The sequence below is a fragment of the Sinomonas terrae genome (assembly GCF_022539255.1).
Lineage (GTDB): Bacteria > Actinomycetota > Actinomycetes > Actinomycetales > Micrococcaceae > Sinomonas > Sinomonas terrae.
The window spans coordinates 73,368-96,723 of sequence record NZ_JAKZBV010000001.1; the positions used below are offsets into that span (position 1 = coordinate 73,368).

The window sequence follows — 23,356 nt, forward strand, 5'->3', positions numbered from 1 at the left end:
CGCTCACTGTCCTTTCTGGATGAGTTCGCGCGGGAAGCTCGTGAGGACTTCCGCGCCCGTGGGTGCGACCCGGATGGACTCCGAGAGCTCGTAGCCGTAGTGGTCCATCCACATCCCGCCGATGAGGTGGAAGGTCATGTTCTCGGCGAGGACGGTCTCGTCCTCGGTGCGGATCGAGATCGTGCGCTCGCCCCAGTCCGGCGGATAGCCGACGCCGATCGAGTATCCGATGCGGGAGGGCTTCTCGAGGCCGTACTGCGCGAGGGTCTTGTTCCAAGCCAGCGCGAGGTCGCGGACCGGCGCACCTGGGCGGACGGAGGCGATGACGGCGTCGAGGCCCTCGGCCACAGCGCCGGCGAGCGAGGACAGCCGCTCAGGGGCCTTGCCGAGCGAGATGGTCCGTGCGAGCGGGGCGTGGTACCGCTGGTGTGCGCCGGCGAGTTCGACGACGACGGCCTGCCCCGCTTCGAAGCGATCCTCGCTCCACGTCAGGTGCGGGGTGTCGGCTGCCTCTCCCGTGGGCAGCATGGGGACAATCGCGGGGTAGTCGCCGCCCACGCCGTCACTTCCGGAAATCTGCGCGTGGCTGATGGCGGCCGCTGCGTCGCACTGGCGCACGCCGACGTCGATCGTCTCGACCGCTGCCCGCATGGCAGCGCCGCAGACGCTCGCCGCCTTCCGCATGAGATCCACCTCGGCGGGGGACTTCACGGAACGGACCCAGTTGACGAGTTCGAAGCTGTCCACGAAGGTCCATTCCGGGAGCGCGTGGACGAGGGCTCGGTAGGCCTTGGGGGAGAAGAAGTGCGAGTCCATCTCGAGCCCCACGCAGCCTCCCGAGGCCCCCGCGACGAGGCCCCGCTCCCGAAGGGAAAACGCGACCCAGTCAAACGGGTGAACCGTGGGGCGGTGGACGTACTGTTCCGGGTACCCGACGATGCACTCCTGTGGCAGCCACGCCGTTCGGAAGGCTCCGCCCGCATCCATTGCGCGCGCGAAGAGCATCATCGGACCCTCGGCTGGAACGAAGACGAGCTGGGGCGTGTAGAAGGACCACGCGTTGTAGCCGGTCAGGTAGTAGAGGTTGGCGGGGTCGGTTACCAACAGGGCCGACAGTCCTTGGCGCGCCATGCGCTCACGCACTTTTGAGAGCCGGGACCGATACTCCTCGTCAGCAAACAGCACGATTCCTCCGATAGACGTCTTTTCGTTCCTTTGTTGACAATCTACCGGCGTGGCGCGGCTCACACAAATCTCTCGCGCGGGGGTCTTACCGCCCCCTCAAGGGCACTACGCACCGGGGAGCCGTCCGGCCTTGGCCCGGGCCCGGCTCAGGGGAGGATCGAGACCTTGACGGAGCCGCCGGCAGGGTTCCCGACGAGGTTGATCGCGTCGAGGAACCCCTCCAGGAAGAACTGATGGCTGCAGATCTCGTCCATCGGCAGGGCGCCTGATTCGAGGAGCTTGAGGGCTGCCGGCCAGCAATGGGGGCCGAGGTGGGCACCGAGGACGTTGAGCTCCTTGTCGTCCCCGATGATGGACCAGTCAACGGTGGCTTCGGACCGGAAGACGGAATACTCGACATAGGTGCCGAGCTTGCGGAGGATGTTCAGGCCCTGTGGCACGGCAGACGGATGACCGGTGGCCTCGAGGTAGACGTCGGCTCCGTAGCCCTCGGTCAGGTCCTTGACGATCTGGATCGCGTCCTCGTTCGAGACGTTGATCGTCACATCGGCGCCGCACTTCTTCGCGAGGGCGAGCTTCTCGTCGGCCATATCCAAGGCCACGACCGTAGCCGCATTCTTGGAGCGGGCTCCGGCGATCATCCCCAGACCGATGGGGCCGCATCCGGCGACGACGACGACGTCCTCGAACTTGATGTCGGCACGCTCCACCGCATGAAGGGCGCAGGAGAGAGGCTCGGCGAAGGCCGCGTGGTGTGCAGGAAGGCTCGATGGTGCGACGTGGACGCGGGCCCGAGCCGGGACGAGCAGGTATTCCGCCACCGCACCGTTGAATCCGCGGAAGCCGAACATGTCGTGCGGGGCGCACATCCAATACTGCCCACGTCGGCAGTACCTGCATTCCTCGCAAGGGACGATCTGCTCGCACACGATGCGTGCGCCGAGGGAAAGGCGGCGTCGTGAGAGCTCTTCCTCGCCTCCCGCCACGACGATGCCGACAAATTCGTGCCCCGGAATGACACCCGTCTGGGCCCACGCGGGCCGGTTCTCGTCCCCCCAGAACTTCGCGGCCCCGTGGTAGCACTTGACGTCGCTCGCGCACACGCCGACGGCCTCGACCCGGATAAGGAGCTCGTCACGGCCAGGGCGCGGAACGGGAACCTGTTCAAGCGTGTAGTTCTCAGGTCCATTGCAGACGACGGCGCGCATCGTCGCCGGCAGGGCTCCGCTGGTTTCGATGCCTTCAGCGAGACTTGTCATGCTGGTTCAATTCCTTTCGTCAGCCTTTGGCTCGTGCCTGCGGCATTCATTGCCTGTGATTTCGGCGGGCAACCAGAACGTGGATGCCCTTGTCGCGCAGTCGTGCAATGTGCTCCCTGTCCGTCCCGGCGTCGACGATGATGGCGTCGAAACGCTCGAGAGAGAGCATCGCGTGCAGGGCGCGCTTCTCGAATTTGGTGTGGTCCGCCAACAGAATGCGCTTGGCCGCGGCGTCGAACATCGCCCTTTTGATGTCAACGGTTTCCTGGGTCTGGTGGAAGGCAATGTCGTCGGTGATCGCGGAGGTCGACATGAGGAGGATGTCCGCTCGGAGCGAGGAGATGGCCTCGATCGTCATGCGTCCCATGAAGGCACTGCACCAGTTGTAGTACTGCCCGCCGAGGGCGAGCAGGGAGATCCCCTTGGTCCCGCGGAGATCGTTGACGATGGTCAGGGTGTTGGTGATCACCGTCAGAGGAGCTCGGTCCTTGAGATGCGGCACAACATGCAGCGTTGTCGTCGAGTCGTCGAGCATGATCGCCTGACCGGGCTCGATGAATTCGAGCGCGGCGTGGGCGATGGCTTCCTTCTCGCTGAGCTGCCTGCTCGAGCGGTAGACATCGCTCGACTCGACCAATGCGGTCGAGAGGGCGGTTGCCACACCCCGGTTCTTCCGGATGAGCCCCCGATTCTCAAGTTCGTCGAGGTCGCGATGGACGGTCATCACGCTGATCCCGAAGCGCTCTGCCAGCTGCTCGATGCGGATCGCACCCTCCGCCATGACCGCGTCGCTGATCGCCCGCTGTCGTTGCAATTGCCGGCTCTGACGTACGGCGGTCGCTGACTCGTCCGCTTTCAGCGTCATCTTCTCTCCCTCACCCGGTTCTCAGCTGAGGATCACGTAGCGCCAGGGCCTCGTCAAGAACGAGTCCGAAGCGGCGAGGATCGTGTGCGAAGCGCCCGAGGAAAAGCCCGTCGGCGGTCTCCCTCAGGGCCGAAAGGGTTCCGGGCTGGGCGCTGCCGCCGTAGAGGATCGACGAGGATCCGATCCGTTCATCGCTTTCGAGCACTTGTCTCAGCCCCGCAATGACCGTGCCCGCATAATCGGGGTCCGCTGCCTCCGCTTGCCCGATCGCCCAGCGAGGCTCGTAGGCGACGATGAGGTCGTGGCCGCCGTCGGACGCTGGCAGGTCTCTCGTCACGGCTTCGAGCTCAGCCGCCGTTTCCCGAGCCGCCGTCTGGGGGTCCGACTTCACGGTCTCGCCGACGCAGAGGACCGGGGTCAAGCCGTTCCTCAAGGCGGCAACGAGCTTCCGCCCGAGGATCACATCGTCTTCCCCGAACAACGCACGCCGTTCTGCGTGGCCGATCTCCGCATAACTGCACCCGACAGTGCGCAGGTCGGCACCGCTGACCGCTCCCGTGAACGCGCCGCGGTCCTCCCAGAAGAGGTCCTGGGCACCCACGCCCACCCCGGTGCCCTGCAGGGCGTCGACGACGCCGGGTATCGCGGGCAAGGAAGGCAGCACGAAGAGCCGCACTCTTCCGCCCTTGACAGCCGGATGGTCGCGGACGGCCTCTGCGACCGTCTTCGCCCATTCCACAGTGCTGTCTACATCCAGATAGAGCTTGAAGCTCACACCGAGGACGATCGGTCGCGCACCGCCCCCAGCCGCCGGAGCGGGAGGAGCAGACTCAGTCACAGGAGCCCGTGCTCTCATATCCGTCGATGACCGCGACCTTCTTGGCAGAGGCGGAATTCTCGTCGAACTCGTACCCGAGCCACTCTCTTGCGAGGCGCCGCGCGAGCTCGAGTCCGACGACGCGCTGGCCGAACGTCAGGACCTGGGCGTTGTTGCTCAGGACGCTGCGCTCGACGCTGTAGCTGTCATGCGCGGTGACCGCCCGGATCCCGGGGACCTTGTTCGCGGCGATGGCCACGCCGAGGCCTGTGCCGCAGACCAGGAGTGCGCGGTCCGCCTCGTTGTCGCGGACCTTCTCGGCGGCGGCGATGGCGATGGAGGGGTAGGCGGTATCGTCCTCTGCATCGACCCCCACATCGATGACCTCGGATACCCGTGGGTCCTTCTCCAGGTCAGCTTTGAGGGTCTCCTTGTAGTCATAGCCGGCGCCATCGGATCCGACGACGACTCGCCACGTGCGGCTCATATCAGTTCTCCTTCAGGTCGTATGCATCCAGGACAGCGCCCACCGCGGTCACGGCGAGGGCGAACGAGACGGCGCCGGGGTCCGGGGTGCCCAGGCTCTTCTCCATGTGGGGCCGTGCCCGGCCCAGCCGCGGGAGGAGGTCAGCTGTGCCGGCTGCAGCGGCCGTTGCCGTCTGAGCGGCTTCGGTCCATGCCTGCGCCAGTCCACGGCCCTCGGACGTGAGTGCCGTGAGCCGCTCGGCGAAGGGGACGAGCGCGTCCACGAGGGTCTTGTCGCCGATCTCGGCCTTGCCCGTGCGCTGCACGGCTTCGCGGGCCGCGGTCACGGCTTGGGCCACCGTCGCGGGCGCGGGGGCGTCGTCGTCGCCGATCTGCTGGCCCATCGTGCGCAGGGCGAGGCCCCACAGGGCCCCGGAGGTGCCGCCTGCCTTGTCAGCCCAGGCGTCTCCGGCCAGGACGAGGACTGTCCCAGCGCCAGCGCCCGCGGCGCTTGCGGCCGCGGCTGCCTGGGCGGCCGCTCTTGCGCCGCGCTGCATGCCAATCCCGTGGTCGCCGTCGCCGGCGATCGCGTCGAGGCGGCCTAGTTCGTCGGCCTCGCGGTCGATCACGTTTTTGATCGCATCGATGGCTTTGAGGACTTGTGCGCCTGCCGCGGCGGCTTCCTCGGACGACGCCGCCATCGCTGCCACCTCCGAGGCTGTTTCGTCGGGGGCGACGGCGGGGGCGGTTGCGCTGATGTCGACTGCTCCCTTGCGGTAGGCGGGGGTATAAGCGGGGGAACGCCATGCCTGCTCGAGTTCGTCGTCGAGCCAGACGACGGTGAGGGACAGACCGGCCATTTCGAAGCTGGTGGCGTATTCGCCGACCTCCGGGTCGACGATCGTGAGTCCCGCCTTCTCCATGAGCGGCACGATGGCTCCGTAGAGCAGGAAGAGTTCCTCCGACTTGACGGAGCCGAGGCCGTTCACGATCACTCCGATCCTGCCCGCCCCGTCTGCGGTCTCGGGACGTTCGGCGAGGAGGCGGTCGGTGAGGAGTCCTGCGAGCCCGCTGGCCGTGGCCATCGAGACCGTCTCGATCCCGGGTTCCCCATGGATCCCCATTCCCACGGCCATCATCCCGGGAGGCACGGTGAAGAGCGGCTCGGCCGTGCCGGGGAGGGTGCAGCCGGAGAAGGCGACCCCGATCGAGCGGGTGCGCTCGTTCGCGCGGGCCGCGAGGGCCGTCACGGACTCGAGGTCGAAGCCTTGCTCAGCGGCCCATCCCGCTGCCCGGAATACCACGAGGTCCCCGGCGATGCCCCTGCGCTTCTCCTGCTCGGCAGGCGGCGCGCTGCAGATATCGTCCGTGACACGCACGGTCTGGCAGGGTATGCCCTCGGCGCGCAGCTGGTCCTGGGCTTGGTCGAAGTTGAGCGCATCCCCGGCGTAGTTGCCGTAGGCCAAGAGCACGCCCGCGTCGGAGGCTGCCGCGCGGGCCACGGAGACGACCTGCTGCGCGCTGGGGGAGGCGAACACGTTCCCCATCGCTGCGCCGTGGGCGATCCCCGGTCCGACGAGTCCGGCGAAGGCCGGGTAGTGGCCGGAACCGCCGCCGATCACGACCGCGACCTGCCCGGGGGCGGTCGCGCCGGCGCGGGCGACGCCGCCGCGCACGCGGCGGACGAGATTGCGGTGTGCGGCGACGAACCCATCGGCGGAATCGTCGGCGAAGGAGGCCGCGTCGTTCAGTACGTAGCTCATGGTCCCTCTCAGTGGGCTGGGCGGGGGCGGATGCCTGAGGCATCCGCCCCCGTGTGGCCGCTCGGAAGCGGGCGGCCGGTCGTTCTGCTCTGATCAGCCGGAGTAGGTGAACGGCGCGGTCATCTTGTCGACGTTGGCCTTGGTGATCAGGATGCAGTCGAACGACTGCTTCTCCTGCGAGGGCTTGGTCCCGTTCTTGATGTACGCGTCGAGCTCGTCGACGGCCTTCTTCGTGAAGGTCGCCACGGGCTGCAGGACGGTGTAGGCGAGCGAGCCGTCCTTGACCGCGCTGACCGCATCCGGGGAACCGTCGAAGCCGCCGACGATGACGTTGGTCTTGCCGGCCTGCTTCAAGGCGGCGATCGCACCGAGTGCCATCTCGTCGTTGCCCGAGATCACGGCGTTGATGTTAGGGGTCGCCTGCAGGATGGACTGCATCTTCTGCTGGCCGAGGGCACGGTCCCAGTTCGCCGTCTGCTTCGCGACTTCCTTCCATCCCGGATACTGGGAGATGACGGTCTTGTAGCCGTTGGAACGCGTCGCTGCGTTGTTGTCCGACGGAAGCCCGAACAGTTCCGCGTAGCTGCCCTGGGTGCCGGCCGCCTTGATCCACCGCTGGGCTCCGATGGCAGCGCCCTGGGCGTTGTTGGAAACGAGCTGGCCGAGTGCCACCCCGGTCTGGTTGATCTCGGCATTGACCAGGAACACAGGGATCTTCGCATTCATCGCGCGCTTGATGTTCCCGATCGAGCCGTCCGCGTTCGCCGGGTCGAGGATGATGCCGGCGGAGTGGTTGGCGATGGCTGTGTCGATGATGGTGGACTCGGTGTTCACGTCGCCCTTCGACGCTGCCACCGTTGCCTGATAGCCGAGGTGCTCGGCTTCGGCCTTCGCGACGTTTCCTTCAGTGAGCCAGTAGGGGTTCGAGGGGTCGTTGACCACGATCGTGATCAGGCCGCCTGCCTTGCCCCCCGAGGCCGCCGAGGAGCCGGACCCGGAGCTGCTTCCACCCGAACAGCCGGTCATTGCGACGGCCGCTGTGACGCCGAGCGCCAGTGCTGCGCCAATAGCTTTGCGGAACATATGGATTCCTTCGCTCTCTTTCTTTTGCTTCCGGCTGAGGGGCTCAGACGGCCTTGTTCTTGACAGCTGATGGGACTGTGTCGCCGTTCTGGCTGCCCACCGTGGACGGCGGCAACGGGGGTGATCCTGCTCCCTCGCGCCCGGCGCGACGGCGTCGCCTGACCTGGATGCCGTTGAGGAGGACGGCGAGCACGATCACCGCGCCGGTGAAGACCGTCTGCACGTAGGCCGAGATGCCGACGATGGTCAGCCCGGCGGCGAGGAAGCCGATGACGAAGGCGCCGAGGAGGGTGCCGCGCACGGTGCCCTTGCCGCCCATCAGGGAGGCGCCGCCGATGACGACGGCCGCGATCGCTGTCAGCTCATAGGACGTGCCCTGAGTAGGACCGGCCGAGGTGAGCTCACTGGTGAGGATCACGCCTGCGATGGCCGCGCACACACCGGAGATGACGTACGCGCGGACGCGCACCTTGCGAACCGGGACGCCGGAGAGTTCGGCGGCGCGGGCATTGCCGCCTGACGCATAGAGCCATCGCCCGTAGACGGTGCGGTTCAGCAGGAGGCTCGCGACGATGGCGACGACCACGAGGATCCACACGCCGACAGGGATCCCGAGGAGGGAGTTGAAGCCAAGCCATTCGAAGCCGGTGTTGCCCAGATCGGCTCGGCCTCCGAGGTTGTTGACGGTCAGGCCGTTGGTGGTCAGCGACGCCAGGCCGCGCATCACGTACATCGTGCCGAGCGTTGCGACGAATGGTGCGACGTTCAGACGCGCGACCAGCACGCCGTTGATGAGTCCGATCACGGCCCCAGTCGCCACCGCGATGACGACGACGACCCACACCGGCGGGTACAGGACCACGCCGCCGAGCGGGAAGCCCTGGAGAGCAAGGCCCGCCACCATGCCGGAGAGGCCCAGAGTCGAGCCGACCGACAGGTCGATGCCGCCGTCCAGGATCACGACGAGCATGCCGACTGCGAGGATTGCGTACACCGAGACCTGCTGGCACATCACGATGATGTTCGAGAGGGTGGGGAACGCATTCGGGGCCAGGAGCGAGAAGACGATGAAGATCACCACGAGCGCGAGGAACGCGCGTGCTTCGAGGAGGACCGCGCCGATCGTGAGCCCCTCGAAGGGATTGCGCCGGCGCGACACCGATGCTTCAGCCATGCTGGATTTCCTTTGAATTAGTCACTGTTTCCTACGCCAGCACTGCTTCGCCCGAGCTGGCCATGATCTCTTCCTTGCTGGCGGACGGGCCGAATTCGGCCGCGATCTTCCCGCGTCGCATCACGATGATGCGGTGGGCGATGCTCAGGCATTCCCCCACCTCGCTCGTGGAGTAGACGACGGCGAGACCCTCACGCGCGCGCTCGGCGATCAGTCTGAAGACCTCCGCCTTGGCCCCGACGTCGATGCCCCGGCTCGGCTCGTCGAGCAGCAATACCTTCGGGCCGGTCGAGACGATCTTGCCGATGACGACCTTCTGCTGGTTGCCGCCGGAGAGCGAGCCGATCAGCGCGCCTCCGCCTGCCGTCTTGACCCGCACGTCCCGGATGGCGTCCTGGGTGTGCGATCTCTCGAGGTCCCGAGAGACGAACAGTCCCCTGACGAACGTGCCGAGGCTGGCCAAGGAGATGTTCTGACCGACGGTCATGGTCTGCACGAGCCCGTCGCGTTGCCGATCCTCGGGTACGAGGCCCAAGCCTGATGCCAGACGGTCCCTGAGGCTCAGCTTCGAGATCTCGTCCTCGCGCATCCGCACAGTGCCGCCCGCCATCGGGATCCTCCCGGCCACAGCCTCGAGCAGCTCGGTGCGACCCGCGCCCATGAGGCCGTAGATGCACACGATCTCCCCTTCGCGGACCTGCAGGGACATGTGGTCGACGAGCAGCCGTGCCGGCTCCTTCGGATCGGCCACGCTGATCTCGTCGATGTCCAGCGCTACGGGCCCGAACTCGTAGCCCGTGGGCGGAGAACCGAGGTCGAAGTTCTCGCCGACCATGTTCCGCACGATCCACTCGAGGTCGATGTCCTTCGCGAGACCGTTCGCCGTGATCGACCCGTCTCGCAGGACGACGGCGTAGTCGGTCACTTGGAGGGCTTCCTCGAGGTGGTGGGAGATGTAGACGATCGACACCCCACGTGAGGTGAGATCGTCGATGACTCCGAAGAGGATCTCGACTTCAGTGGCGGAGAGCGCCGAAGTGGGCTCGTCCATGATCAGGATGCGGGAGTCGGCCAACAGGGCGCGCGCAATTTCGACGAGCTGCTGCTGGCCGAGCCGCAGCTCGGAGACCGTGGTCAGGGGATTGATGTCGAGGCCGAGCTCGGCCAAGACCTTCCGGCTGCGACGCTCTTCCTCCTTGTAGTCGACGCCGAGCCCAGTGCGGAGCTCAGAGCCCATGAAGAGGTTGTCGCGGACGGAGAGGTTGGGTGCGAGGCTCAGCTCCTGATGGATGATCGAGATGCCGTGGTCCCGGGCATCGTTGGTGTCGGCGAACGTCACCTCTTCCCCGTCCAGGATGATCGTGCCCGAGGTGGGCTGCTCGACGCCGGACAGGATCTTCATGAGAGTGGACTTGCCCGCCCCGTTCTCGCCGAACAGGGTGGTCACCGTGCCCCGGTGGACATCGAAGTTCACGCCCTTGAGGGCCCGGGTCGCGCCGTACGTCTTGACCACGTCCCGTGCCGAGAGCACCGGTGCGCCTTCATGCTGCCGCGTGGTGCGGCTCTGCTCTGACACGGCTACTTCTCCACGTTGATGCGGGACGGAGTGACGTTCCACTGCTGGGGGTTGATCAGCGTGAAGGCACCATAGACCTGGATTGTCTTTCCGGTGAGCGACTGCGCGTTGACGCTGTTGAGCTCTGCCTTCAGCTGGTCGTTGATCGCCGCCCCGGCGTCCTGCAGCTGGATTTGGTTCTGGAAGTTGTTCAACGTGATGTCACCCGTGACGTCACGAAGATCAGTTCCGTTGATCGCCGGGCCGAGCTGGACGCCTACCTTGATTCCCGGGGGGAGCCCGGGGACGGTGATCGGAGTGTAGCCGTCGGGCGGGATCTTGCCGACGACGCCCGTGAACTTCACCGGGATCACGTAGGTCGCGCCGTCGGACGTCTTGCCGTACTTCTGTTCGGCCGCCGTCGGGTCCTTCTCGGCCGCTGCGGCGAGGGTCGCCGCATCCACGGCGTTCTTGTCGATGAAGGCCTGCTGCTTCGGGAACTGCTTCTTGCCGTAGTCAGCGGCATTGAACGCGGCGGGTCCTTGGGCTGCGCCCGAGCCGGCGGGGACGATCTTCGTGCTGAAGAACATCGCCAGCAGGAGCACGATTGCCAGGCCGATCCAGATCCAGCGCTTCGTGGCAGGGCTGAGTCCCTTCCGCTTGGCCGCGATCCGCGTTGTCGTTGTTGCGGTGCTCATCCGATCAGCACCCGCGATTCGGTGTCGTTCGGGCGGATCTGCAGCTTGCGACCCGTGCCCTTGCGGAACATGTCCAGCGCCTCCGAATAGTCGTCGAGAGTGAACGAATGGCTGATCATTGCCTTGGCGTTGATGGCACCTGCCTCGAACAGCTCCACGGCCCGCCCAAACGAGTTCAGGACCGCCATGGTCCCGACAATCGAGATCTCGTCGCGATACACGCGGAAGGGCGAGAACTGGGCAGTGCGGTCGGCGGGTGCTACGCCGAAGTCTTGGAAGAAGCCTGCCGGCTTCACTCGGGTCAGTGCGTCTTCGATCGCCCGGATATTGCCGGTGCAGTCGATGACGACGTCCCACTTCTCCCGGTCCGCGTCGTCGGGCGTGGTGTAACGGAACTCGATTCCGCACTCTTCCGCAGTCTTGAGCCGATCCTCGTTGAGGTCGACGATCGTCACCGTTGCCGCGCCTGCCTTACTGGCCAGCTGCGCCATGAGAAGGCCCATCGTGCCCGAGCCGTACACGAGGACGTGGTCGCCGAGGCGTCGCGGGAGAACATCCCACCCTCGGATCGCGCAAGCGAGCGGCTCGATGAGCGCCGCCTCGTAGAGATCCGTTTCCGGCTTGAGCTTGTAGACGTTGCTGGCGGGCGCGGTGAAGTATTGCTGCGACGCGCCGTCGGAAGCTACAACCCCGAGCCCATTCCAGAACCGGCACAGGTTCTGATGCCCGTTGAGGCAGAATTCGCATTCGCCGCACGTCGTGCTCGGATTCACTGCGACGTGGTCTCCGACCTTGAAGTCGAACACTCCGTCATTGACGCCCTCGCCCAGCTCCACGATGGTGCCCGTGGCCTCATGGCCCGGAACCAGAGGGAAGACGGTTCCCTCGAACTCTCCGTCGAACACATGGGTGTCGGTCCCACAGATGCCCACCGCGGCGGTCTCGATCAGGATCTCCTTGTACCCAGGGGTGGGCTTCGGCCTCTCCTCGAGTGCCAAGTTGCCCTCGGACTTGAATACAACTGCGCGCATCATTGCTCCGTTCTCGCCTCCGTCGGCGGATGTCTGTGGCGGCCTGACTCCAGTGCTTGAGCTGGTTCTCAAGATGGGCGCTTTGGTGCGGACGCCCCCGTGAACCGCGGGTACGAGCCGAGTCGAGGCCCGTTCCTCATGTTAAGTTCATGTGATCTTGCTCGCATGCTCGTGTTAGATACACCATAGATAGCGGTGCAGAACGTGTCAACGGTCGATCTAAGGGAGGCCCTTAGAGGGTTGTTATCGTGCTCGTTCGCAGTGTGATAAAAATCAGCCCAGCTCGCCGGAGGTGGGAGGGCTGCAGACAGCGGGACCGAATTGAGACCAGACGAGGACGGTTGATGGAACACGAGACAGAGCTGGCGCACGGGGCGGTCGAGGTTTCCCGCGGTGGGCTTGTCACGGTGGTCGGTTCGATCAACGCGGACATCGTCCTTCGAGTCGCCGCTCATCCCTTGCCGGGCGAGACGGTCATCGGGAAGTCCATCGCGGTCCATCCGGGCGGGAAGGGCGCAAATCAGGCCGTGGCCGCCGCGCGGCTCGGGGCTCGCGTCGCCTTCGTCGGCGCGGTGGGAGACGATGCCTATGCGGAGACCGCCACGAGCGGACTCCGGGAAGCCGGAGTGGACGCAACGGGCATCGTCACGGTTCCCGGACCCACCGGTCAAGCCTTCGTCACCGTAGACGAGCGGACTGCAGAGAACTCCATCGTCGTCATTCCGGGTGCGAACGCCCATGTCGACAGGGCATTGATCGAAGCGCAATCGGGCCTGCTCGAGAAGTCGGCCATCCTGGTGCTCCAAGGCGAGGTCCCCGCTGGGGCCGCGGTTGCCGCCGCGGCGGAGAGCCCGGCTCGGCTCGTCCTCAACCTGGCCCCCGTCATCCCTCTGGAAAGGCAGCTCATCCTTCGGGCCGATCCGCTCGTCGTGAATCAGCACGAAGGACGGCTCGCACTCGAGATGCTCGGCCGGGAAACCGCTGGTTTGACCTCGGAGGAAGGTGTCTTGGAAGCACTGTTGGAAGAGGGTATAGGTTCGGTTGTCATCACTCTCGGCGCCGTCGGAGCAGTCTTCTCGGACGGAGACTCCACAGTCAGGGTCCCTGCCCCTCGGGTGGAACCAGTGGATACCACGGGGGCCGGTGATGCGTTCGTGGGCGCCCTGAGCGCGAGGCTCGCTGTCGGCGCCTCCCTCAGCGAGGCGGTCACCTTTGCTGTGCGGGTGGGTTCGTACGCTGTCTGCCGCGCCGGCGCTCAACCCTCGTATCCTTGGCGCGGGGATCGCCTTCCAGAAGGGACAGCATGAAGAAGCGCGGAATTCTGAACGGTCCGCTGAGTGCGGCGATCGCTACCCTCGGCCACGGCGATCTGGTCGTCGTCGCGGACTGCGGCCTGCCTCTTCCGCTCAACGGTCCAATAGTCGACCTTGCACTCGTCCCGGGTGTGCCGAGCTTCACACAGGTCCTCGACGCGCTTTTGGACGAGTTGGTCATCGAGTCAGCTGTCGTCGCGGAGGAGGGCAGAGGAAGCCTCGTCGAAGGATGGGTGCAAAGCCGTCTCGTGGGGGTCTCATCGATTTCCCACGAACAGTTCAAACGCCTCGCCTCCGAAGCGAAGGTTCTCGTCCGAACCGGGGAGGCCACGCCTTACGCCAACGTGGCCTTGCGCTGCGGCGTGCCGTTCTAGCCCCTGCCCCAACCTCCTAGGAGCTGCCCCAACCTCCTAGGAACCGTGCTGGGGCGCCAGTAGGCTGAGCCGGTGGGGAACATTCGCACCGCTTCTCTTGTCCTTTCCGCTGTCCTGCTCGGGGCCGTTCTGACGTCGTGCGACGACGGGTCGAAGGCCGCGGCCGAAGCGGCGGCGAAGGAGCTCAGCAGCGGACTCTCGTCCCTCGACGTCTCGCACGCAGCGCTCATCGGAACTGATCCGGGGGCTGCCCAAAGCCAGCTCAAGTCGATCGTCGCAGGGCTCGGCGGCCTCAAGCCGTCGGTGACGGCGGGCCAGCCGACGACGGCGAACGGCACCACGACCGTGCCGTTCGACTTCAGCTGGGACCTTTCGGGGCGTGAATGGAAGTACACGACGACGGCGGAGGTCGCCCAGTCGAATGGCCACTGGGGCGTCAAGTGGGTCCCCGGACTCGTCGCGCCCGGGCTTCAAGCGGGCGAGGTCCTCAAGCTCCGCACGACGGCGCCGGCCCGAGGAGACATCCTCGGTGCGAACGATGCCCAGCTCGTGACGGAGCGGCCAGTCAAGCGCGTGGGCATCGACAAGGCGAAGGCTCCCGCGGCGCAACTCGACTCCTCGGCCCGTGCCCTCGCGTCCCTCGTTGGCGTGGACCCCGCCGACTACGCGAAGCAGGTCGCGGCCTCCGGCCCTCAGGCCTTCGTGCAGGCCATCGTTCTGCGAGACACGCCGGACCGGACTCCGACCGACGAGCAGATCGCCGCCATCCCCGGGGCCTTCGCCCTCGGCGACACGTTGCCGCTTGCGTCGACGCGCGAGTTCGCGCGGGCCGTGCTCGGAACCGTCGGCGACGCGACGGCGGAGCAGATCCAGAAGTCGAACGGCGAGCTGAGCGCAGGCGATCAGACCGGGCAGGGCGGGCTCGAGGCACAGTACGACGACCAACTTCGCGGCAAGGACGGCGTGACCGTGCTCGCTGGCCACCCCGACGGAGGGTCGGCGGCCTCGGGCACTCAGCCGGACCAGTCGCGGACACTGTTCACGGCCCCTGCCCAGACGGGGACACCGCTCCGCACCACACTCGACCCGAAGCTCCAGCAGCTCGCCGATGACACGCTCGCCTCGGTCGGGCCGGCGTCGGCCATCGTGGCGATCCGCCCCTCGGACGGCTCCGTGCTCGCCGCCGCGAGCGGCCCGGGAAGCAACGGCTACAACACTGCGATGCTCGGCCAGTACGCGCCCGGCTCGATCTTCAAGACTGTCGATTCGCTCGCCCTCTTCCGCCAGGGCGCGACTCCAGATCTCAAAGTGCAGTGCACTCCTACCCTCACTGTCGACGGGAAGACGTTCCAGAACGCGACGGGCTACCCGGAAGACCATCTCGGCACCATCACGCTCGAGGACGCCTACGCGCACTCGTGCAACACAGCGTTCATCTCTCAGCGCGACAAGGTCTCTCAGGCGCAGCTCCAATCCGCGGCGACATCGCTCGGCCTCGCCATCGATGCCCCACAGCTCGGCACGGACGCGTTCATGGGCTCCGTTCCCGCGACCGCGGGGACGACGGAGCACGCCGCCTCGATGATCGGCCAGGGGCAGATTCTCATGTCGCCGCTCTCGGCCGCCGTCATGGCCGCGTCCGTTCAGAAGGGGGGCCTCGTCTCGCCGCGGCTCGTCCTGAACACGGGCGAAAGCAAGCCGGCCACTCCGAGCGCATCGGCCACCCCGAGCGCCTCACCGAGCCCCGCGCAGGCGAACGATAAACCCATCACGGCAGCCGAGGCGGCCCCTCTGCAGGCGATGATGCGAGCCGTGGTGACGAGCGGCCACGCAGGCTTCCTGCTTTCTGTCCCTGGAGCCCCCGTCGGAGCAAAGACCGGCACCGCCGAGTTCGGAAGCGACAACCCACCCAAGACCCACGCGTGGATCATCGGGGTCCATGGAGATCTGTCGGTCGCCGTATTCGTGGACGAGGGCGGCCTTGGCGCAACCATCTCGGGCCCGCTTCTGACCAACTTCCTCACCAAGGCGAGCCAATGACCCGCGAAGGTGAGCAGAACTTGGCCGTCGGTTCCGAGGTGCCGGTGGACCGGCCCGCGGTGCGGCGGGCGGCAATCGCAACGTTCATCATCTTCGCCACCAACGGCTTCATCTTCGCGAGCTGGGCAGCGCGAATCCCCGCGGTCACCCAGACCCTCAGGCTCTCAACCGGCGAGATGGGCCTCGTCCTGCTCGTCGGGGCCATCGGCTCGCTGTGCTCGATGCCTCTCGTCGGCCCCATTTCAAACCGAGTCGGAATCGTCCGGACCGTGCGCCTCGGAGGGCTCTTGGCCGTCCTCGCGGGCGGCCTGCTCGCACTCGGCCTGCTGATCGTGTCCGTGCTGGTCGTCGCCATCGGCCTTGCCCTGTTCGGGATCGGAATCGCCCTCTGGGACGTCGGCCAGAACATCGAGGGGGCGGACGTCGAGCACCGGCTCGGTCGGACCATCATGCCGCAGTTCCATGCGGGCTTCAGCGGCGGAGCGTTCCTGGGCGCCATCGTCGGGGCGGCCCTCAGCGCACTGGGTGTGCCGCTCCCGCTGCACCTCGCGGCGATCATGGTCGCCGTCGTCATCATCATGATCTTGGTCCCCCGGCACTTCCTGCCGCTCACCGCGCATGCCGCGACGGAGGCTTCCGCGGACGACGGCGCACTGTCGGCTACCGAAGGCAAGGAACCTCGCGGGGCACGTGCCGCCTGGACGGACACGCGCACGCTGCTGATCGGCGTCGTCGTCCTCGGGGCAACGCTCACGGAAGGCGCAGGCAACGACTGGATCGCGAAGGGTTCGGTCGACGGCCTCGGCACGAGCCAGTCTGGGGGCGCGGCGCTCTTCGCGCTCTTCGTCGGCGCCATGACCCTCGCTCGCTGGTTCGGCGGCCGCGTCATCGACAAGCTGGGCCGCGTCGTCGCCCTGCGCCTGAGCATGGTCTCGGCACTCATCGGCCTCGCGGTCTACTCGCTCGCGGGCTCCTACTGGTTTGCCGCCGTCGGCGCTCTCCTCTGGGGCCTGGGCGCGGCGCTCGCGTTCCCGATGGGAATGTCCGCCGCGTCGGACGATCCACGGCACGCAGCCGCCCGCGTCTCAGTGGTGGCGACGATCGGGTATATCGCGTTCCTCGCAGGCCCACCGTTCCTGGGCTTCCTCGGCGACCACGTCGGCCTCCGGCACGCCCTCCTCGCGATCCTCGTGCCCATCGCGGTCTCGCTCGTGCTCGCGGGGGCCACGCGCAGGCGCGATTGAGCGCGTCCCGGTCAGAAGCCCGCCACGCCGTCAGGCGTTCCGAGGCCCGTCGGCCCGTCCCACCCGGTGCGCGCGGTGCACCACTGCGACGGCGAGCACGTGCCGTTGCTGCCGGCGCTGACGTCGAACAGGCTGCCGGCATGTGCGTAGGGCACTGAGTTCGCGTACGTACCCGTAGCCTTCGAGCCCGTGTTCCCGCTCAAGGCGTACACCGAGGCGATGATCGGCGAGGCCTCACTCGTGCCGCCGAACTGGCCCCAGGTCGAATTCGCGCTCGAGGTCGGGTAGTAGACCGCGAGGCCGCCGTAGTTGGGGTCTGAAACCGCGGCGACGTCGTTCATCGCACGCCCGCCGCAGCCCGTGTTGTCAGCCGAGGCCGCCTGCAGCGTGGTGTTGAGGCTCGAGCAGCCGGAGCCCGTGCCGCTCCACACCGACTCGCTCCAGCCCCGCGGGTTGGACGCAGCGACGAGCGAGGTGCCGCCCACAGCGGTCACGTAGCTCGACGAGGCGGGGTAGGAAGCGCCCTGATAACCGTTGTCGCCCGCGCTCGCAGTCACCGCGATCCCCGGGAAGTTGTAGTACTTCCCGTAGGTCGAATCAGCTGCATCGGATCCGCCGTAGCTGTTCGAGATGGCGACGACGCCCGGCAGCTTTGCGGCCGTCTGGACGGCCGTGCCGAGATCGCTGAACGAGGCGGTGTTGGCCTGCAGCACTACGATCTTGCAGTCCGGACACGCCGCGGAGACGGCGTCGACGTCGAGTGACTGCTCTTGGGCCCAGCCGAGGTTGAACCGGGGAAGCCTCGTGCCACCGGTCTCATTGACGACGCGGAGGCAGCCGTCGGACGTGGTGCAAGCGGGGAGGCCGAACTGCGAGCGGTACGTCGCGAGGTCGCGCGCGAGGTTCGGGTAGCCGTACGCGTCGACGATTGCGACCGTTCGTCCACCAGAGGCCGTCCCCGCCAGGTGGTATGCGCTCTGGAGCTGGGAGGGCCTGAGGCCGGTCGACGGCGGAGCGCTCGCATTCGAGATGACGTGCCCCGAGGGATCCACTGCCTGCCGGGCGGTGCAGGCCGCATCGCCCGCCCGCGGCGTCGCACACACCTGGATGGAGCGATCACCGCGGGCAGGCGCGCCGGGCGCCGCCCATGCTGGTGCCGAGCTCACGGCGAGACCCGCAACCAACAGCAGGGCCGACCCTGCGGCTGACAAGATTCTTCTCTTCACCGACGTCCCCTTTGTCCAGTGACCGCTGAATCTATGACAGCAGAGGTCAACACGGTCTGCTGGACTGTCGCAGACCGGAATGCGGATCACAAGACGCGGAGGACTATTCCCAGCCGATTCCCAGCTTCTATTCCTGCGCGGCTCGGGCGAGGGATCGGCGCACGAACCAAGCAAGGGCCGCGATCACGAGGACCACGACCACGCCGACGGGGATCGTCCAGACGGGGAAGCCGCCCGAAGAATCCGAGGCCGCCGCCGACGACGGCGTTGCAGCCGACGACGGCGTTGCAGGCGCCGTCGCATTGTTGCCGTTCGTCGCTTCCGTGCTCGAGGTTCCGCCGCCTGCTGCCTTCGCCGTGAACGTGAAGGTCCCCTCGATCGGATGGGAATCCGAGGAGACCACCCGCCACACGACCGTGTACTTCCCTGCGGGCGCTCCTGGCTTGATCGCCTGGGTGACGTTGTTGTCGACGACTGTCGCCGCGCCGTCGGCCTGATTCGTCCCGCTCGCGTCCTTGACCTGGATCTCGGTGCCGATCGCGATGGGCGTGTGGTCGTAGGTCAGGACCACGGAATGGGGCACGGCTGTGACCGTCGAGCCGTCGGCCGGGTTCGTTGTCTCGAGCACGTCGTGCGCCTGAGCGGCTGCGGCGGGCAGGGCGAGGCCGGCGGCCATCCCCAGGACGGCGACGGCCCGCAGGAGGACGCGGATGGGGCTTCTCATTTGGCTTCCTTCCGTCGGCCGCTGAGGACGAGGCCGAGTGCGGCTGCTCCGAGGATCACGCCGATCGCGCCGAGGATGAGTCCCCAGGTGCCAGCCGCATCGCTCGTCTGGGAAGCCGGGGTCGCAGTGCCTGCGCCCTGGGCCACGGGAGTCGCGCTCGGTGCCGGGCTCGCGTCGTCGGCCGGCGTCGTCGTGAACGAGGGGGCGGGGTGATCCGGCTCGGGCTGGCCGGCCTGCTGGATCTGGTTCCAGTTGACCACGCGGCCGTCCGTGTAGGTCTGGATGGCGGGCAGGACGATCTTGGTCCCCGCCGCGGGAAGGATGCCGACGGAGAGCGAGAAGGACTGGTACTCGTTCGGGCCGATCTCGTGCGACGCATCGTTCGCCGTCCACACGACCGAGGTCGGGGCCTTCGTGACCGTCGAACCGTCGATCGTCACCGGCTTCGGCAGCGTCGTCGTCGTGACCTGCGCCGTCCAGCCCTCGATGGGCTTGACCGAGACCGAGGTGAAGGGCGTGTCGGTCGGCAGCTTGACCTCGAGCTTGTTGGTCTTCGCTGTAGCGGACTCGTTCGGCATGTTGAACGTGAGGTGGGTGAAGCCGTTGGCGGCCGGATCGTCGGGGTCCACGCTGACGTGGGCGGAGGCGGCAGCAGCGCCGGTCGCGATGAGCGCTGCGGTGGCGACGGCGGTGCCGAACGCCTTCAGTCCGCGGCGAATGGTCTTGTTCATGATGATGGTTGGCCTTCAGTCTCACCGGGCACGGGTGCGCCCGGGCGAACGGATGGGGAACCCGCCACGAGCGGCGGGCGGTTGGGCCCGTCTCAGGAGACGGTGAAGGCCGACGGCGGTCCGCGCCGTGCGGGCAGGCGCAGACTGCGCCACGCCCGGGGGAGTGCCGCCTCGGTGAAGGCCGGGACGGAGGGCCTGGCGAGCGGGGTGATCGCGACGAGAAGCCGAACGAGCGGACGGAACCAGCCCAGGAGGGCCCACACCGCCGACTCGCCGCGGGCAAGGAGCAGTGCAGTCAGGACCGTCGCGATCGCATGCGCGAGCAGCATCGCGGTGCTGTCGCTGTGGGTGTGCCCGCCCGCGGCCGATTCCCCGAGCACACCGAGCACGTGGACGTGTCCCGCGTTCGGCCCGAGGGCGGCCGTGGTCGAGGCCGAGACGGAGAGGGCATTGAACGCATCGTGCAGCCCGAACTGCCCCGCGCCGAGCACGGCGAGCATGATCGGAGCCGAGATCCTGCGCCCCGCGAGGGCTATGACCGGAAGGGTGACGAGGGCGAGGACGCCTGTGACGATGAGCGGATCCGGCAGACTCCCGCCGCCCGCAGTGTGGGCGCCCGCGGCGAGCAGCACTGTCGTGAGGGCGACGACGACGGCGCGCGAGAGCCTGAACAGCGCACGCATGCTCGCACCACCTCTCGCCAGAACCTCGGGGACGACTCCTACTGTACGGAGGCGAGCGGTGCGACGCGGAATTCAGCGTTGGGATCGCGCGACGCGGCGACTACCACGGCAGGATGCCTGCGTCCTCGTGGAAGGTGCCGGTGGGCCCGTCCGGGCCGATCGTGGCGAGCTTTGCCACAATCTCCGCGCTCTCCGCTGCAGGGCGGCCGGGATGGCTGCCCGCCCCGCCGCCGCCGAGTTCGGTCGCGGTGATGCCGGGCTCGACGGCGTTGAATTTCACCTCCGGCACGGCGCGCGAGTACTGCACAGTGATCATCGAGACGGCCGCCTTGCTCGACCCGTACACGATCGAGGGGAAGCGGGAGGCCGGGCGGGACGGCTCGTGCACGGCCCAGAACGAGCCCAAGGCGCTCGAGACGTTGACGACGACGGGATTCGGCGACTTCCGCAGCAGCGGCAGGGCGGCCTCGGTGACCCGGATGATGCCGACGGCGTTCGCGTCGAACACCTCGAGGGCGCTGGGGCCGTCGAGGGCCTCCGCGCGGCCGCTCTGGGAGCGCTTGGCGATGCCGGCGTTGTTGACGAGGACATCAAGGCCGCCGTCTGCCTCGATCTGGGCAAGGGCTGCTGCGACGGAGGCGTCGTCGGTGACGTCGAGCTGGACGAACCTGGCACCGAACTCTTCGGCGGTGGCTTCTCCGCGTGCTTTGTCCCGAGCGCCAACGTAGACGGTGTGTCCTGCGGCGACGAGCAGACGGGCGGTTTCCTTGCCGAGGCCCTTGTTCGCCCCGGTGACAAGCGTTGTGGTCATGAATTCACCTTCCGCCTCACAGGCGGAGTTAGGCAGTCGTCTGGTTTTCGTAGGAACGGCAGGGCTAGGAAAAGGCCGCAAGCCGGATGGCAGACTGGGTGGGTGGAGCGCGAGGAGTTCGGGCAGACCGTGCGCCGGTGGCGCGACCGGGTGTCCCCTGACGTCGTCGGGCTGCCGCTAGGCGGCCGACGGCGCGCCGTCGGCCTGCGCCGCGAGGAGCTCGCCGCACTGGCTGGCATCTCGGTCGACTACCTCACCCGCCTCGAGCAGGGCCGAGCCACCAAGCCCTCGGGCCAAGTCGTCGAGGCGCTCGCTCGCGCGCTGCGCCTCTCAGACCCCGAGCGCGTGCTGCTCTTCCGGCTCAGCGGCCAGCAGGCTCCCGGCCGCGGGTCCGTCTCCCAACGGATCCCGCCCAGCGTCCAGCGGCTCCTCGACCGGCTCTCGGGCAATCCCATAGTCGTCTACGACGCGGTCTGGAACCTGATCGCCACCAACTCCGCCTACGAGGCGCTTACCGGTGCCTCGGCTTGGCGGGGCATCGAACGAAACGGGGTCTGGCGCAACGTCGTCGGCCCCGGCCCGGTCGCCGTACTAACCCCGGACGAGCTCGCCGAGCAGCAGGAAGCGCTCGTGGGCGACCTTCGCATGACCGCGGCCAGATACCCGGATGATCAGAGCGTCCGCCGCCTCGTCGCCGAGCTTCGCAGGCAGAGCCCGCGTTTCGCCGAGCTGTGGGATTCGGCCGCCCTTCCCTCGCGCCAGGACACATCACGGAAGAAGTTCATCGACCACCCGGAAGTCGGTCGCATCGGGCTCGACTGCGACACCCTCGTCGTCGCTGGCGATGACCTGCGGATCATGGTCTATTCCGCTGAACCGGGCAGCGAGGACGCAGATCGCCTTGCCCTCGCGATCGTGCTCGGCACGCAGTCACTCATGGGCTAGACCCGGCCCTCCGGGGGCGGGCAGACCGGCCAGAAGCCTCAGCCCTCCGAGCCCGTATCCCGGTGGTTCGACTCGCGGCGCGACCAGTCCTCGGGAATTGCGGCCTCGAGGGCATCGTCCACGGTGATGACGCCGATGATCCGGTGGTCCTCGGAGAGGACGGGCATGGCGAGGAGGTTGAAGTCGGCCATGCGGGTGGTCACGTCGACGACGTCGTCGGTCGCCTTGGCGACCACCACGTCGTCGTCCGCAACCTCGGCGAGCACGCTCGCGGCGTCGGCCTGCACCGCTTGGACGAGGCTGAGCGCACCTGCCAGCGTGCCGTCCGTGGCGAGGGTGTAGATCATCGTGAGCGCCTGAGGCTGGAGCAGGTGGGCTCCACGGACGGCCGTGAGGGCGTCGGCGACTGTCGCAGTGGCCGGAAGCGCGAGGAATTCCGTTCCCATGAGGCCGCCGGCTGTGAGGTCGTGGTAGCCGAGGAGCCGGTGGATCACGCTGCGCTGCGGCTCGGGTAGGAGGTCGAGGACGGGGAGGCGCCGTTCCTGGGGGAGGTCCATGAGGGCGTCGGCGGCGTCGTCGGCCTGCATGCGGGACAGGACCTCGGCGACCTCGTCGTCGGAGCGGTCCCGGAAGAGCTCGGATTGGCGGTCCTCGTCGAGTTCTTCGAAGACGTCGGCCTCGAGCTCGGGATCCTCGTGGACCTGGGCGAGGAGCTCGTTCTGCTCGTGCTCGGTGGCCTCTTCGATGATGTCGGCGATCTGGGCTGGCTTCAACTCAGGGATGCGGCCGGTGGCCATACGGATCTGGGCGGATTCGGCATGGCCGATGAGCGGTTCGAAGTCCTTCCAGTCCCGCGGCGCGTGTGCGGAGTGGCGCGGCCCGAGGCTGAGCCATCGCCGGCGGTGGACGTCGAGGCCGGTGGCGGCCCAGCCGTCGAGGACGGGGGAGAGCTGCACGTCGTACGCCTTGACGAATGCGACGCGGGAGACGTCGATGAGTCGGTGTCCCAAGACGTCCTCCGAGAGGAGCACCTCGCCTTCGCGGCGGCGGAACTCGCGTAGGTCTACCGTGCTCACTCCGAGCTGGACCTTCCCGGGGGCGAGGGCCGCAAGGTCGGCGGCGGAGACGAAGACATGGGCGCCTCCCACAGCGACGACGAGGCCGGTCACCAGCGGATAGCCGTCATGGCGCAGCCGGACGATAAGGTCCGAAAGGGTGCCCATTCGATGCCCGTCAGAGTCCGTCACTGGTTGGCGCAGGAGCACCGAGAGCGAGATGGAGGCGGTCTGGGCGGCGGTGGTCATCGGGTGCCTTTCAGTGCACAGTGCTGGTGCGTCTCGAGGCGACTGTACGTCACTCCGGGGTGGGCT

At 67.4% G+C, this 23,356-nt stretch carries 22 protein-coding genes; 5 read left to right on the forward strand and 17 right to left on the reverse strand.

Translation table 11 applies throughout. The features are described from left to right. Positions 1-3: 3 nt before the first annotated feature. The 11 genes from L0M17_RS00325 to L0M17_RS00375 all read right to left on the reverse strand — a co-directional run bounded on the left by L0M17_RS00325 (position 4) and on the right by L0M17_RS00375 (position 11,898). Complete coding sequence (locus tag L0M17_RS00325; protein ID WP_241050153.1) at positions 4-1,185, reverse strand: M24 family metallopeptidase; 1,182 nt, start codon at positions 1,183-1,185, stop codon at positions 4-6. A 146-nt stretch (positions 1,186-1,331) separates the two neighbouring features. Further along, the gene (locus L0M17_RS00330) at positions 1,332-2,444 is read right to left on the reverse strand and encodes a zinc-binding dehydrogenase (RefSeq protein WP_241050155.1); all 1,113 of its coding nucleotides are present in this window, start codon (positions 2,442-2,444) and stop codon (positions 1,332-1,334) included. A 46-nt stretch (positions 2,445-2,490) separates the two neighbouring features. Further along, positions 2,491-3,309 carry a DeoR/GlpR family DNA-binding transcription regulator gene (locus tag L0M17_RS00335; RefSeq protein WP_241050157.1) on the reverse strand — a complete coding sequence of 273 codons (819 nt, stop codon included), beginning with the start codon at positions 3,307-3,309 and terminating at the stop codon, positions 2,491-2,493. Between the two features lie 10 nt (positions 3,310-3,319). Then, a complete protein-coding gene (locus L0M17_RS00340; RefSeq protein WP_241050160.1) occupies positions 3,320-4,147 on the reverse strand; it encodes a triose-phosphate isomerase family protein in 828 nt (275 codons plus the stop codon). Beyond that, entirely contained in the window at positions 4,140-4,613 is a 474-nt protein-coding gene (locus tag L0M17_RS00345) for a ribose-5-phosphate isomerase (protein ID WP_241050162.1), read from the reverse strand. Before L0M17_RS00345 ends, L0M17_RS00340 begins: the two co-directional genes overlap by 8 nt. Before the next feature lies 1 nt (position 4,614). Next, positions 4,615-6,354 carry a dihydroxyacetone kinase family protein gene (locus L0M17_RS00350; RefSeq protein WP_241050164.1) on the reverse strand — a complete coding sequence of 580 codons (1,740 nt, stop codon included), beginning with the start codon at positions 6,352-6,354 and terminating at the stop codon, positions 4,615-4,617. Positions 6,355-6,447: 93 nt separating this feature from the next. Beyond that, positions 6,448-7,437, reverse strand: a complete 990-nt coding sequence (locus tag L0M17_RS00355) for a D-ribose ABC transporter substrate-binding protein (protein ID WP_241050166.1) — start codon at positions 7,435-7,437, stop codon at positions 6,448-6,450. Positions 7,438-7,480: 43 nt separating this feature from the next. Beyond that, positions 7,481-8,611 carry an ABC transporter permease gene (locus L0M17_RS00360; RefSeq protein WP_241050167.1) on the reverse strand — a complete coding sequence of 377 codons (1,131 nt, stop codon included), beginning with the start codon at positions 8,609-8,611 and terminating at the stop codon, positions 7,481-7,483. A 31-nt stretch (positions 8,612-8,642) separates the two neighbouring features. Next, positions 8,643-10,187, reverse strand: coding sequence for a sugar ABC transporter ATP-binding protein (locus tag L0M17_RS22575; RefSeq protein ID WP_241050168.1), 1,545 nt, complete (start codon positions 10,185-10,187; stop codon positions 8,643-8,645). Positions 10,188-10,189: 2 nt separating this feature from the next. Continuing rightward, a complete protein-coding gene (locus L0M17_RS00370; RefSeq protein WP_241050170.1) occupies positions 10,190-10,864 on the reverse strand; it encodes a DUF2291 family protein in 675 nt (224 codons plus the stop codon). Continuing rightward, positions 10,861-11,898 (reverse strand): zinc-dependent alcohol dehydrogenase family protein, encoded by a 1,038-nt coding sequence (locus tag L0M17_RS00375; RefSeq protein WP_241050172.1) that lies wholly within the window; start codon positions 11,896-11,898, stop codon positions 10,861-10,863. Before L0M17_RS00375 ends, L0M17_RS00370 begins: the two co-directional genes overlap by 4 nt. Before the next feature lie 341 nt (positions 11,899-12,239). Between L0M17_RS00375 and L0M17_RS00380 the strand changes: the two genes are divergently transcribed. The 4 genes from L0M17_RS00380 (at position 12,240) to L0M17_RS00395 (ending at position 16,866) form a co-directional block, all read left to right on the forward strand. Next, positions 12,240-13,202, forward strand: coding sequence for a ribokinase (locus L0M17_RS00380; RefSeq protein ID WP_241050173.1), 963 nt, complete (start codon positions 12,240-12,242; stop codon positions 13,200-13,202). Beyond that, positions 13,199-13,582 (forward strand): D-ribose pyranase, encoded by a 384-nt coding sequence (rbsD, locus tag L0M17_RS00385; protein ID WP_241050175.1) that lies wholly within the window; start codon positions 13,199-13,201, stop codon positions 13,580-13,582. Before L0M17_RS00380 ends, rbsD begins: the two co-directional genes overlap by 4 nt. 72 nt (positions 13,583-13,654) lie before the next feature. Then, on the forward strand, positions 13,655-15,622 hold the full coding sequence (locus L0M17_RS00390) for a penicillin-binding transpeptidase domain-containing protein (protein ID WP_241050177.1): 1,968 nt from the start codon (positions 13,655-13,657) through the stop codon (positions 15,620-15,622). Then, positions 15,619-16,866 carry an MFS transporter gene (locus tag L0M17_RS00395; RefSeq protein ID WP_241050179.1) on the forward strand — a complete coding sequence of 416 codons (1,248 nt, stop codon included), beginning with the start codon at positions 15,619-15,621 and terminating at the stop codon, positions 16,864-16,866. The genes L0M17_RS00390 and L0M17_RS00395 overlap by 4 nt, the downstream gene beginning before the upstream one ends. Before the next feature lie 11 nt (positions 16,867-16,877). Here L0M17_RS00395 and L0M17_RS00400 read toward each other — a convergent pair whose 3' ends face one another. From L0M17_RS00400 to L0M17_RS00420, 5 genes are all read right to left on the reverse strand, one after another. Beyond that, positions 16,878-18,092, reverse strand: coding sequence for a S53 family peptidase (locus L0M17_RS00400; RefSeq protein ID WP_241050181.1), 1,215 nt, complete (start codon positions 18,090-18,092; stop codon positions 16,878-16,880). A 127-nt stretch (positions 18,093-18,219) separates the two neighbouring features. Next, the gene (locus L0M17_RS00405; protein ID WP_241050183.1) at positions 18,220-18,816 is read right to left on the reverse strand and encodes a copper resistance CopC family protein; all 597 of its coding nucleotides are present in this window, start codon (positions 18,814-18,816) and stop codon (positions 18,220-18,222) included. Continuing rightward, positions 18,813-19,547 (reverse strand): DUF1775 domain-containing protein, encoded by a 735-nt coding sequence (locus tag L0M17_RS00410; protein ID WP_241050184.1) that lies wholly within the window; start codon positions 19,545-19,547, stop codon positions 18,813-18,815. Before L0M17_RS00410 ends, L0M17_RS00405 begins: the two co-directional genes overlap by 4 nt. Positions 19,548-19,639: 92 nt before the next feature. Further along, positions 19,640-20,230 (reverse strand): hypothetical protein, encoded by a 591-nt coding sequence (locus L0M17_RS00415; RefSeq protein WP_241050187.1) that lies wholly within the window; start codon positions 20,228-20,230, stop codon positions 19,640-19,642. A gap of 100 nt (positions 20,231-20,330) precedes the next feature. After that, positions 20,331-21,041, reverse strand: coding sequence for an SDR family NAD(P)-dependent oxidoreductase (locus L0M17_RS00420; RefSeq protein WP_241050189.1), 711 nt, complete (start codon positions 21,039-21,041; stop codon positions 20,331-20,333). A 102-nt stretch (positions 21,042-21,143) separates the two neighbouring features. Between L0M17_RS00420 and L0M17_RS00425 the strand changes: the two genes are divergently transcribed. Continuing rightward, the gene (locus L0M17_RS00425; RefSeq protein ID WP_241050191.1) at positions 21,144-21,986 is read left to right on the forward strand and encodes a helix-turn-helix transcriptional regulator; all 843 of its coding nucleotides are present in this window, start codon (positions 21,144-21,146) and stop codon (positions 21,984-21,986) included. Positions 21,987-22,024: 38 nt separating this feature from the next. Here L0M17_RS00425 and L0M17_RS00430 read toward each other — a convergent pair whose 3' ends face one another. Continuing rightward, positions 22,025-23,290, reverse strand: coding sequence for a magnesium transporter MgtE N-terminal domain-containing protein (locus L0M17_RS00430; RefSeq protein ID WP_241050198.1), 1,266 nt, complete (start codon positions 23,288-23,290; stop codon positions 22,025-22,027). Positions 23,291-23,356 lie beyond the last annotated feature (66 nt).